This window comes from Limnohabitans sp. Hippo4 (assembly GCF_003063605.1).
In the GTDB taxonomy this organism is placed as follows: Bacteria; Pseudomonadota; Gammaproteobacteria; order Burkholderiales; family Burkholderiaceae_C; genus Limnohabitans_A.
The window spans coordinates 119,724-131,771 of record NZ_NESE01000004.1; the positions used below are offsets into that span (position 1 = coordinate 119,724).

The 12,048-nt window shown below is 55.5% G+C and carries 12 protein-coding genes; 3 read left to right on the forward strand and 9 right to left on the reverse strand.

Going from position 1 to position 12,048, the window contains the following annotated elements:
- The first annotated feature begins 110 nt into the window (after positions 1-110).
- From B9Z46_RS11550 to B9Z46_RS11560, 3 genes are read left to right on the forward strand one after another with little or no spacing between them, the layout of a single operon-like run.
- Positions 111-1,199: an aminoglycoside phosphotransferase family protein gene (locus B9Z46_RS11550; RefSeq protein WP_199220598.1), complete on the forward strand. Its 1,089-nt coding sequence runs from the start codon at positions 111-113 to the stop codon at positions 1,197-1,199.
- Positions 1,200-1,212: 13 nt separating this feature from the next.
- Positions 1,213-1,959 (forward strand): 16S rRNA (uracil(1498)-N(3))-methyltransferase, encoded by a 747-nt coding sequence (locus B9Z46_RS11555; protein WP_108256878.1) that lies wholly within the window; start codon positions 1,213-1,215, stop codon positions 1,957-1,959.
- Positions 1,960-1,973: 14 nt separating this feature from the next.
- Positions 1,974-3,140 carry an MFS transporter gene (locus B9Z46_RS11560; RefSeq protein ID WP_108256637.1) on the forward strand — a complete coding sequence of 389 codons (1,167 nt, stop codon included), beginning with the start codon at positions 1,974-1,976 and terminating at the stop codon, positions 3,138-3,140.
- 1 nt (position 3,141) lies between these two features.
- Here the strand turns inward: B9Z46_RS11560 and B9Z46_RS11565 are convergent, their stop codons facing one another.
- The 9 genes from B9Z46_RS11565 to B9Z46_RS11605 form a co-directional block, all read right to left on the reverse strand.
- Positions 3,142-4,623, reverse strand: a complete 1,482-nt coding sequence (locus B9Z46_RS11565; protein ID WP_108256639.1) for a M20 family metallopeptidase — start codon at positions 4,621-4,623, stop codon at positions 3,142-3,144.
- Between the two features lie 16 nt (positions 4,624-4,639).
- On the reverse strand, positions 4,640-5,470 hold the full coding sequence (gene otnI / locus B9Z46_RS11570; RefSeq protein WP_108256641.1) for a 2-oxo-tetronate isomerase: 831 nt from the start codon (positions 5,468-5,470) through the stop codon (positions 4,640-4,642).
- A 68-nt stretch (positions 5,471-5,538) separates the two neighbouring features.
- Positions 5,539-6,210 carry an aldolase gene (locus B9Z46_RS11575; protein WP_108256880.1) on the reverse strand — a complete coding sequence of 224 codons (672 nt, stop codon included), beginning with the start codon at positions 6,208-6,210 and terminating at the stop codon, positions 5,539-5,541.
- Positions 6,211-6,224: 14 nt separating this feature from the next.
- Positions 6,225-7,505, reverse strand: coding sequence for a 3-oxo-tetronate kinase (otnK, locus tag B9Z46_RS11580; RefSeq protein ID WP_108256643.1), 1,281 nt, complete (start codon positions 7,503-7,505; stop codon positions 6,225-6,227).
- Between the two features lie 24 nt (positions 7,506-7,529).
- On the reverse strand, positions 7,530-8,438 hold the full coding sequence (ltnD, locus tag B9Z46_RS11585) for an L-threonate dehydrogenase (RefSeq protein WP_108256645.1): 909 nt from the start codon (positions 8,436-8,438) through the stop codon (positions 7,530-7,532).
- Positions 8,439-8,441: 3 nt separating this feature from the next.
- Positions 8,442-9,428, reverse strand: coding sequence for an NAD(P)H-quinone oxidoreductase (locus B9Z46_RS11590; protein ID WP_199220605.1), 987 nt, complete (start codon positions 9,426-9,428; stop codon positions 8,442-8,444).
- A 49-nt stretch (positions 9,429-9,477) separates the two neighbouring features.
- Positions 9,478-10,059 carry a methionine biosynthesis protein MetW gene (metW, locus tag B9Z46_RS11595; RefSeq protein WP_108256649.1) on the reverse strand — a complete coding sequence of 194 codons (582 nt, stop codon included), beginning with the start codon at positions 10,057-10,059 and terminating at the stop codon, positions 9,478-9,480.
- Positions 10,056-11,213 carry a homoserine O-acetyltransferase gene (locus B9Z46_RS11600; RefSeq protein ID WP_108256882.1) on the reverse strand — a complete coding sequence of 386 codons (1,158 nt, stop codon included), beginning with the start codon at positions 11,211-11,213 and terminating at the stop codon, positions 10,056-10,058. Before B9Z46_RS11600 ends, metW begins: the two co-directional genes overlap by 4 nt.
- 183 nt (positions 11,214-11,396) lie before the next feature.
- Positions 11,397-12,017, reverse strand: coding sequence for a TMEM165/GDT1 family protein (locus B9Z46_RS11605; RefSeq protein ID WP_108256884.1), 621 nt, complete (start codon positions 12,015-12,017; stop codon positions 11,397-11,399).
- Between the last annotated feature and the right edge of the window lie 31 nt (positions 12,018-12,048).

Below are 12,048 nucleotides of genomic sequence, written 5' to 3' on the forward strand. Positions count from 1 at the left end.
TCTGCAAGGACGGGTGTTTGTAGAATGGATTATCCATGAGTGCCGCCTCTGTGGCCTCCACAATGTGAAGCGGCACCCTTTGCCGTCGTTTTTTGACTTGGAATGAGACTTTGAACTCGGATCAGACATCTACCGCTACAGTGCCTTGGGCAGACCCGCAACGCCAATTGGCCTGTGAGGCGTGGCTTCAATCCTTGGCGGCCACACACGGGGTGCTGCCGTCAAGCTTGCGCATCGCTTCTGCGGATGCCAGCTTTCGCCGGTATTTGCGGGTGGACCAGCAGCAGGGCGCCAGTTTGATCGTGATGGACGCCCCGCCCGACAAAGAAAATTGCGAGCCCTTCGTCAAAGTGGCCAAGCTCATGCAAGCGGCGGGCTTGAAAGCGCCAGAGGTTTTGGCGTGGGACGCACCTCAAGGCTTCATGTTGCTCACCGACTTGGGTGACCAAACCATGATGGCCGCCATTGACAAGCAAAACCCTCAGGCCAACCATGGCCTGTACATGCAGGCCGTCGATGCCCTGATTGCGTGGCAGTTGTCTTCCAAACCTGGTGTGTTGCCCCCCTACGATGAAGCCCTGCTTCAGCGCGAGCTGAGCTTGTTTCCCGATTGGTACCTGACACAGCACCGCGGCCTGAAAGTCGAAGGCAAAATGCGCAGCACCTTGGACAGCACCTTCCAGACTTTGGTGGCGCGCAATTTGGCCGCGCCCTCGGTGTTTGTGCACCGCGACTTCATGCCGCGTAATTTGATGATGCCCACTGGGCAGGATAGTGCCTTGGGCGTTTTGGATTTTCAAGATGCGGTCTACGGCCCCGTTACCTACGATGTGGCCAGCCTCATGCGCGACGCCTTCCTCACATGGGAAGAAGACTTTGTGCTCGATGTCACCATTCGCTATTGGGAAAAAGCCCGCAAAGCAGGCTTGCTCGATTTTGAAGATTGGCACCAAGACTTTGGCGCCTTCTACCGCGCGGTGGAGTGGATGGGCTTGCAGCGGCACCTCAAAGTGGCGGGCATCTTTGCACGCCTCACCTTGCGCGATGGCAAAGACAAGTACCTCGCTGATGCGCCGCGATTCATTGCCTACATTCGCGCTACAGCGTCTCGCTACATTGAGCTCAAGCCTTTGCTGCGTTTGATCGAAGAGGTCGAAGGCACCGACGGCGTCACTGGCTTTGCGTTTGGCCGAATGTAAAGCCATGTCGCAACTGCCCCGCTTTCACTGCCCCGCAGCCCTTCATCCTGGCGACGAATTGGACTTGCCCGCAGGCACTGCGCGGCACGTTCAAGTTCGCAGAATGCAGCCCGGTGACGAGATCACCTTGTTCAACGGTGAGGGCGGTGAATGTGTGGCCGTCATCACGCGCATGGGTCGCAGTGATGTGGGCGTTCGTGTGACGCAACGCATCGACATAGAGCGCGAGTTGGATGTGCGCATCCATTTGTGGTCGGGCATCACCGCCAACGAACGCATGGACTGGTTGCTTGAAAAAGCCACCGAATTGGGCGCCAGCACGCTCTTGCCGATCACGGCCGAGCGCAGTGTCTTGAAACTCAAAGGCGAGCGGGCCGACAAAAAATTGGCGCACTGGCAAGCCATTGCTGTGGCTGCCAGCGAACAATGTGGTCGCAACCGTGTCTTGCAAGTAGCGACGCCACTGACTTTGTCGCAAGCCATCACTGCGTCGGCGCAGCAGTCCAACTGCACACGTTGGATCTTGTCCTTGGCCGATGGTACGAAAAGCTTGCAGGAGGCGCTGCAAGCCTTGCCGACCCAAGCGGCAGGCCAAGCACTTGAGCTCATTCTTTTGAGTGGCCCCGAAGGCGGCCTCAGCCCTGATGAGGAAGCACAAGCCTTGGCTGCAGGCTTCTTGCCTGTGAGTTTGGGTCAACGGGTCTTGAGAGCCGAAACAGCCCCTGTCGCCGTTTTGTCTGCCTTGGGCTTGCTGACCTAGATACACTCGGGTGTATGAACCCCAATCTTTTCTTATTGGCTTTGTGCCAAGGCCTGTTTCTCACCAACAACGTGACCTTCATTGCCATCAATGGCTTGGTGGGCTTGAGCCTGGCGCCGGTGGGCTGGATGGCCACCTTGCCTGTGATGGGCTACGTGGTGGGCGGCGCGCTGTCCACTGGGCTGGTGGCCAAATCACAAGCCAAGTGGGGACGGCGCGTGTCGTTTCAGTTGGGGCTGCTGGTGGGCTTGTTGTCTGCGGTCTTGTGCGCCTATGCGGCCTACACCCACAACTTCGCATTGCTCACAGTCGCCACATTGATCGCCGGTTATTACAGTGCCAATGGTCAGTTGTATCGTTTTGCTGCGGCTGAGTTGGCAGAGCCCTCTTTTCGTGAGAAGGCCGTCTCGTGGGTGATGGCCGGTGGATTGATTGGCGCCATCGTGGGCCCCAATCTGGCCTCCAAAAGCAAGGGCTGGTTTGAGACGCCGTTCATGGGGGCCTATGTGGCCCTCACCGTGGTGGCGGTGTTGGGCATGGTGCTGATGCACTTTGTGAAGTTTCCCCCTGTGGTTGAAAAGGCCAAAGGCAGCTCAGACGGTCGACCCTTGTCCGAGATCATGAAGCAACCGGTCTTCATCGTGGCGGCGGTGTCCTCGGCCATGAGTTATGGCGTGATGAACTTGTTGATGGCCGCCACACCTTTGGCCATGCAAGTGTGCGGTTACCAATTCAGTGACGCTGCGCTGGTGCTGGAATGGCATGTGATCGGCATGTTTGCGCCCGGCTTCTTCACGGGTCACTTGATCAAGAAATTTGGCACCTTGCAAATCATGGGCGTGGGCGTGCTCTTGAATTTTGTTTGCATTGCCGTGGCATTGTCGGGCACCGACTTGAATCAGTTCTTGGTGGCCCTCTTCTTGTTGGGCGTCGGTTGGAACTTTGTGTTCACGGGCAGCACCACCTTGTCGATGACGGCATGGCGCCCTGAAGAAAAAGACCGCGGTCAAGCCGCGATCAATTTCTGCGTGTTTGCCACCATGGCCGTCACGTCGTTTGCTTCAGGCGCTTTGGTGACTACACAAGGATGGACGTGGTTGAACTACGGCTCACTGATCCCCGTGGCCTTGATTGCCTTGTCTTTGGCATGGATGGTTTGGGTTCGCAAACAAAGCACCTGACTTAAGGCAACGACGCCATCACCTCGGCCACGGAGGCCGTGAGTTTTTTCGCATAGGGCACATGCAAGAACTCGTTGGGGCCGTGGGCATTGCTCTTGGGGCCCAGTACGCCACACACCATCATTTGCGCTGTTGGGAAACCTTGGCTGAGCATGTTCATCAAGGGGATGGTGCCCCCTTGACCGATGTAACCCACCGACGCACCAAAGTGCGATTGGCTGGCGGTTTGCAGGGCCTTTTCAAACCAAGGTGTGCTGCTGGGAGCGTTCCAACCCGTGGCGCCGCCATTGGATTCAAACGTGACGCGGGCTTGGTAGGGGGCGTTGTCTTCCAGCAAGGTTTTCATTTCTGCCACGGCAGAGGCTGCATCGACCAGCGGTGGCAAACGCAAGCTGAGCTTGAACGCGGTGTAGGGACGCAGAACGTTGCCTGCATTCTCCAAAGTAGGGAAACCTTCCGCACCGGTTACGCTCAAGGTGGGTGTCCATGTGCGATTGAGCAAAGCTTGCAGCGGATCGGTGGTGGTGGGCAGTGCAAAGGTGGTGGAACCACCGCAGTCGTAATGCGCCCATGGAAAACGTTTGTAAACCTCTTCGCCCAAGATGCTGGCCGTGGCTTTGGCTTGTGCCAAGCGGTCGGCTGGCACTTCGCAGTGAAAGCTGTCGGGCAGTAAGCGACCTGACTTGCTGTCTTCCAGGCGGTCAAGCACTTGGCGCATGATGCGGAAACTGGAAGGCACCAAGCCTGATGCATCGCCCGAGTGAATGCCTTCGGTCAGAATTTCAACCTTCAAGGTGCCACTGGCCATGCCGCGCAGGCTGGTGGTGAGCCACAACTGGTCATAGTTGCCTGCGCCACTGTCCAAGCAAATGACCAGACCCACATCGCCCAAACGGGGACGCAAGCTGTCGATGTAAGGCAACAAATCGTAAGAGCCAGACTCTTCGCAAGTTTCAATCAAACCCACGATGCGTGGATGGGGTGTGTTTTGATTTTTGAGCGCCTGGACGGCGGCAATGCTGGCGTAAGCAGCGTAGCCATCGTCGGCGCCGCCGCGCCCATACAACTTGCCTTCTTCGTATTTGGGTGTCCACGGACCCAAATCGTTGCGCCAGCCGCTGAACTCGGGTTGTTTATCCAAGTGGCCGTACATCAACACGGTTTGGCCAGAGCCTTTCGATTGCGCGCGTGTGGCGGGAATGTCGAAGTACAAAACCGGCGTGCGGCCTGGCAAGCGAATGATCTCCAAGGTGAGACCCGCCACCTTTTGCGCTTCAATCCATGCAGCTGTTTGGCGCAGCACCGTGTCGAGATAGCCATTGGCTTCCCAGTTGGCATCAAAGGAAGGCGACTTGGCAGGAATTTCAATGTACTGCGTGAGTTCTTTCAAAATCTTGGAATCCCAAGCCTGTGTGACGTCGCGCAAAGCGGTTTCTGCATTGAGCAAACCAGCGGGCATTTCTTTGTGAAGAGGTGCGTTCATGAGGGACTCCAAAAATTCAAACAGATTTCAACCACGACAAACCGCGTGAGGTGCCACCCTGGGTGATGTCTGCGGGCACATACTCGCAGCCCACCCAACCTTGCCAATCACATTCTGCCGACAGACGGTCAATCAGGTCAAACAGATAGGGCCAGTTCAATTCACCGGTGCCAGGTTCATGGCGCAAAGGCACATCGGCAATTTGAAAGTGACCGACCTTGCCTGTGGGCAAATAGCGCTCAATTTTGGTGGTGACGTCGCCTTCCACAATTTGGCAGTGGAACAAATCCATCTGCACTTTCAGATTGGGCTCGTTCACCTCGGCCAAGATCTCGTGGGCATGGTCTTGGCGATTGACAAAAAATCCGGGAATGCCGCGGGGGTTGATGGGTTCCAGCAAAACGTCCAAGCCAGCTGTTTTGGCCTGTTGGCAGGCCCACTTCAAATTGGCCACCAAGGTTTTTTGCGCTTGCTCACGCGAGACGCCCGTTGGCAACACGCCGGCCATGGAGTGAATGCGGGGGCAACCCAACACCTCTGCATAACGCATGGCACGGTGCACGCCGGCTTGGTACTCAGCTTCGCGACCGGGACTGCATGCTGTGCCGCGATCACCTTTGTCCCAGGCGCTCAAGGTGCTGGCGTCATCGATGCCGCCAGGCGGCATGTTGAACAAGACTTGTTGCAGGCCGTTGTTTTTGAGGCGAGCAGCCAGTTCTTCGGCGGCATACGCGTAGGGGAACAAATACTCAACCGCCTTGAAACCATCCTTGGCCGCTGCTTCGAAACGGTCCAGAAAATCCATGTCGGGGTACATCATGGACAGGTTGGCGGCAAATTGAGGCATGAGAAGCTTTCAAGAAAATCGCAGGTGCGATGTGCACTGTTTGTGTTGTGTGGGTGCTCAGTGCAAGATCACCAAGCGGCTCCAAAATTCTGACGCAATTCTTCAATCTGTGCATCCGATAAATTTTCGGGCAGATGAGGTGCCAGGTTTTGAACCAGTTTCGCGGTTTCTTCTAACTCTTCCAGGGTGGCCATGGCCTGCGTTAAATCTTGGTGCCATACATTGGGCCCCAAACGCGACAACATGACGGCGCGAATGGGTGTGTCGACTTTGGCATAGTGAAGAATGGCATCGGCCACCGCATCAGCCGCCAGCACATCACCCGGACGGAAATACGGAATCAAGGGCACGTGGCCGACCTTCATCACAAAGTAAGGCGTGATGGGGGGCAACAGCTCAGGCCCTTTGGCGCGCAAACTGAGACCCACGCAGTGGGTGCTGTGGGTGTGAATGACGCAGTGGGCTGGCCAGCTGCCGGGTGCGTGATCGGAGGCTTCGTAAATTTTGCGGTGCAAGGCAATGGTTTTGCTGGCGCGGTTGCCGCTCAGTTGGTGACCATCGTGATCCAGCAAGGCCAGATCTGCTGGATCTAAAAATCCCAAGCAGGCATCTGTGGGGGTGATTAAAAAACCGTGGTCCAAACGCACGCTGATGTTGCCAGCGGTAGCATGCACATAGCCTCGTTGAAATAGGCTTTCACCCACACGGCAAATTTCTTCTCGCGCCTGGGCTTCGCTCATGTTCAAAACGGCGGTCATGCGGCGGTCTCCGCCAACACCTTCAGGGCCTTTGTGAAAAAGTCGGGTGTGCCAAAGTTGCCAGACTTTAAAGTGAGGTGACCTGCCATGTGTTGCGGCGCAAAGCACCATGGTACGCCCGGATCAATTTGCGGGCCGATTTGCATTTGCGTGATGTTCAAAGCTTGCACACAGGCGCCCGAGGTTTCGCCTCCAGCAATCACCCATTGCTTGACCCCCATTGCTTGGAGACCGAGACAAACTTGTGCCAAGGCCGACTCCATCCATTCGCCGGCTTGTTCGCGTCCAAATTGGGCTTGCACTTGTTGCAAGGTGTCGGCATCGGTGGTGGCATACACCAGCACTGGGCCTTGCGCCAACAAAGGCTTGGCCCATGCCAATGCAGCGTCTACATCCGCTTTGATTTGTGCAGGCACATCATGCGGTGACCAATTCAGAGGCTTGAATTGCCAACTGGGCAGGCCCGTTGAAATGTAGTTCGCCACTTGCGCTTGTGTGGCCAACGAACAGCTGCCCGACACAATGGCTTGGAAGCCAGTGGGTGCCGGCAAGGCGGCCGCTTGCGCAGAAGATTCCAAGCCCCAGTTGCCAGGCAGGCCAATGGCCACGCCGGAGCCAGCTGTCAACAAGGGCATGCCTTTGAGCGCAGGGCCCAAGGTTTTCAAATCCTCGTTGCTGGTGGCGTCCACAATAGCGACACCCACACCGTCGGCTTCAAGTTGTTTGATTTTGTCGGCAATGGCCTGTGTGCCTTTGGCTAGGACGGTGTGATCGATCAAGCCCACCTTGCGTTGGGTTTGCGCTTGCATCACGCGCACCAAGTTGGCATCGGTCATGGGCGTGAGTGGATGGTTTTGCATGCCGCTTTCATTCAACAGCACCGCGCCAGCAAACAAATAGCCCTTGAACACCGTGCGACCGTTGTCGGGGAAAGCGGGTGTGGCGATGGTGAACTTGCAGTTAAGCGCGTCCATCAAAGCTTCTGTGACGGGACCAATGTTGCCTTCAGGTGTGCTGTCAAACGTCGAGCAGTATTTGAAATAAATTTGTTCAGCGCCTTGTGCTTGTAACCATTTCAAGGCATCCAAAGATTGTGCAATGGCGTCCTGTGCAGGAATGGTGCGAGACTTTAAAGCGACCACCACGGCATCAACATCGGAGGACAGTGGCGCTGTCGGCACGCCAAAGGTTTGCATCACCCGCATACCCGAGCGAACCAAGTTGTTGGCCAGGTCGGTGGCACCTGTGAAGTCGTCCGCAATGCAACCTAATTTCATGGTGAATGCTCTCAGGTTTGGGTTTTACTTTGCTTTGGGCAATTCAATGCCAGGGAAAATCTTGATCACCGCACTGTCATCTTCTTTGGCAAAGCCGGCCGTGCTGGCTTGCATGAACATTTGATGCGCGGTGCTGGAAAGCGGCAATGGAAATTTGCTGGCGCGTGCCATGTCCAAAACCAAGCCCAAATCTTTCACAAAAATATCGACAGCAGAAAGAGGTGTGTAGTCAGCTGCAAGCACATGGGCCATGCGGTTCTCAAACATCCAACTGTTGCCAGCGCTGTGCGTGATCACTTCATAAAGCGCATCGGGATCAACGCCTTCACGCAAACCCAGCGCCATGGCTTCTGCGGCCGCAGCAATGTGCACGCCTGCTAAAAGCTGGTTGATGATTTTCACTTTGCTGCCCGCGCCAGCACTGTCACCCAGTTTGTAAACCTTGGCAGCCATTGCATTCAAGAAGGGCTCGGCTTTGGCGTACGCTTCGGGCGTGCCAGCGGTCATCATCGTCATCTGACCAGAAGCTGCTTTGGCTGCACCACCAGAGATGGGGGCGTCGATGTAGAGCAAGCCTTTGGCATTGAGAGTTTTTTCTAAGCCCACAGAAAATGCGGGATCGACCGTGGAGCACATCACAAACACACTGCCAGGTTTGAGGTGATGGATACAACCAGACTGCGCAGTACCGTCGCCCATCAACACCGATTCAGTTTGTGCGGCATTGACCACCACCGACACCAAGACATCGGACGCCTTGGCAATGTCTGCCAAACTGGCGCATGCCACGCCGCCTTCAGCGGCAAATTTTTGCGCCACTTCGGCGCGCACATCAAACACATTGACCACATGGCCGGCACGTCGCAAAGACTGCGCCATGCCCATGCCCATGGCACCCAAGCCAATGACGCCTACGCTAAGTGTGTTGCTCATGAATTATTCTCCTGCGACGGTGAGCATGATCTTGCCAATGTGCTGTGAGGATTCCATCAGCGCATGGGCTTGTGCAGCCTCGTTCAAATCAAACACTTTGTAAATCACGGGGGCTACCGTGCCTGCGGCCAGTAAAGGCCAAACCTGCGCATGAAGTTCGTTGGCAATTTGCGCTTTGTCGGCGGCACTGCGTGGCCGCAATGTGGAGCCTGTAAAGGTTAGCCGCTTGGCCATCAAAGAGACCCAATCGACTTCGACCTTGGAAGGTTGCAAAAACGCAATTTGCAACAAGCGACCTTCAATGGCCAGCGCTCTCAAATTGCGCTGCATGTAACTGCCGCCCACCATGTCCAAAATGGCGTTGACACCTTTTTGATCCGTGAACTTCAAGACTTCTTCAACATAGTCTTGTGTTTTGTAATCAATGGCCACATCAGCGCCCACCTTCTTGCAAGCGGCCACTTTGTCTGCATTGCCTACTGTGCAAAAAACTTTGGCGCCAAAGGCATGCGCCAACTGAATGGCTGTCAGACCAATGCCAGAAGAGCCGCCGTGAATCAAAATGCTTTCACCTGCTTTTAACTTGCCTCGCTGAAACACATTGGTCCACACGGTGAAGTAGTTTTCTGGCAAGGCAGCTGCTTGCAACATTGAGTAGCCCGAGGGGATGGGCAGTGCTTGCCCTTCTGGCACCGTGACGTATTCGGCGTAGGCACCCCCATTGGTCAGCGCGCAAATTTTGTCGCCCAATTTCCAACGCGTCGCACCTTCACCCAAGGCCACCACTTCGCCAGAAACTTCCAAGCCCACGATGGACGACGCACCGGGCGGTGGTGGGTATTTGCCACTGCGTTGCAAACAGTCGGGTCGATTGACGCCGGCAAACGCCACCTTGACCAAGACCTCGCCTGCTTGTGGCGTCGGCAGCGCGCAGGTGCTGGGGCGTAAAACCTCTGGCCCCCCGCCAGTGCCATGGTCAACAAATTTCATGGTGGATGGAAGCGTCATGGAAGTCCTTTGAGTGGCTGATGAAACAGCGTTAACGTTGTAGCTTGAAAACCGCTGTGCCTGCCATCAGGTTAGGCCAGCCTCTGACTTCTTGACCTTCTTGCAAGCCAAAGCTGTCGATGATTTTCAATTGATTTTGTGTGGCCAGTTGCGCAAAATCTGCGTAGGTGCCGACCCGAATGTTGGGGGTGTCGTACCACTGATAAGGCAAGCGTTTGGTGACAGGCATGCGTCCTGTGAGGATGCTCAAGCGATTGGGCCAGTGTGCAAAATTGGGAAAGGCCAAAATGCCCGTGCGACCGACGCGCACCGTTTCGCGCAACATCACTTCGGCATTGCGCAAGTGCTGAAGCGTGTCAATTTGCAAGACCACGTCAAAGGACTGGTCTGCAAACATGGTGAGACCTTCATCCAAGTTAAGTTGAATGACATTCACGCCGCGTTTCACGCAAGCTTGAATGTTGGCGTCATCCAACTCAACGCCGTAGCCTGTGCAGCCTCTGTTCTTTTGCAAGTAATCTAAGAGTGCGCCATCACCACAGCCCAAGTCCAAGACGCGCGCACCTTGAGGGACCAAGCGGGCGATGGCCTGCAAGTTGACATGCTCACTCATGCGGCACCTCCCGCTGGCAAGGTCTTGGCAATGTTGTCGAAATACGAGCTCACCACATTCATATAGCGTGCGTCGTTGAGCAAAAAGGCGTCGTGCCCATGTGGCGCATCGATTTCTGCATAGCTGACATCACGTTTGTTGTCGAGCAACGCACGAACCATTTCGCGACTGCGCGCAGGTGAAAAGCGCCAGTCGGTGGTGAAACTGACCAGCAAAAATTTGCACGTAGCATGCGACAGTGCCGCAGTCAGGTCGCCGCCCAACGTGCGTGCAGGATCAAAATAATCCAAAGCCCTTGTGATCAAGAGATACGTGTTGGCATCAAAGTATTCGCTGAATTTGTCGCCTTGATATCGCAAGTAACTTTCAATTTGAAATTCAACTTCCTGAGTTGAGTAACGATAGCCCGTTGCATTGTGTGTAACCGCATCACGCAGTTCGCGGCCAAATTTTTCATTCATGACGTCATCACTGAGGTAGGTGATGTGCCCAATCATGCGTGCGATGCGCAAGCCGCGCTGGGGCACCACGCCATGCTTGTAAAAATGGCCCCCATGAAAATCAGGATCGGTGACGATGGCGCGACGCGCCACTTCGTTGAAGGCGATGTTCTCCGCCGTGAGGTTGGGTGCGCTGGCTACCACCACCGCATGCGCCACGCGGTCTGGGTAGCGCAAAGTCCAAGACAAGGCTTGCATGCCGCCCAAGCTGCCGCCCATGACAGCGGCCAGGGTTTGAATGCCCAAGGCATCTAGCAAGCGCGCTTGTGCATCGACCCAGTCTTCAACGGTGACCACTGGAAAATCAGCGCCATAGATTTCACCCGTGTCAGGGTTGGCATGCATGGGTCCAGTGGAGCCAAAGCAAGAGCCCAAGTTGTTGACGCCAATGACGAAGAAGCGGTTGGTGTCGACGGCTTTGCCTGGACCAATCATGTTGTCCCACCAGCCCTCGCTTTTGTCTTGACCTTCATAAACACCCGCCACATGGTGCGATGCATTCAATGCATGGCAAATCAGCACGGCGTTGGACTTGTCGGCATTCAAGGTGCCGTAGGTTTCATAGGCCAGGTGATAGGCGCGAATGGCGGCGCCACTTTGCAAGGCAAGCGGTGCTTCAAAAAACATCGACTGTGGCGTAGCGATCAAAGGCATGAATCCATCAAGCTGAAATGAGCCCAAATTGAACCCGAAAAAAAACCGGTTCAGCTTCAAAAGCAAAACCGGTAGACCAGGTTCTCTCTTTAGCTGAATTTACAAACCCAGAGGTTTGCGCGCCCGCAAGCTGGAGCAAATCGGCGCAGGCACAGTATAAAGGCTCTGCAATTAAAAAGTCACTCAAGTCGTCGCAGCTGTCAAGGGTTTGTCTTCAAGGGGTGCCTTGGGTGCTTCATCTTGAGGGCCGCCCCACAAAGCCAAGAGTCCCAAAATGGCAAAAATGACGGCAGAAATTCGGTGCACCCAGGTCAGTGAAATTTTGCGCGTGATGGCGTCGCCCAGCCAAACGACAGGGGCGTTGGCCAGCATCATGCCCAAGGTGGTACCAGCCACCACCCAAAACCAGCTTTGAAATTGTGCGGCCAACATCACCGTGGCAATTTGCGTCTTATCCCCCATTTCGGCCAAGAAGAAGGCGACCACGGTGGTGGCAAAGATGCCCCAGCGTGGGTTGGCTTGCTCGTCTTCATCGTCCAATTTGTCGGGGATCAAAATCCAAACCGCCATGCCGAGGAAAGAGCCGCCCAAGACCCATCGCAAAGCTTCGGGGCCGAGTTGGGTAGTGACCCAGCTGCCCACTGCACCTGCCAAGCCGTGATTGACCAGCGTGGCCACCAAGATGCCCCAAACGATGGGCCAAGGTTTGCGAAAACGTGCGGCCAACACCAAAGACAGCAGCTGGGTTTTGTCTCCCATTTCGGCGAGAGCCACAATACCTGTTGAGACGAGAAATGCTTCCATGCCCCCGATCATAGTCGGGCATGACTTGTAA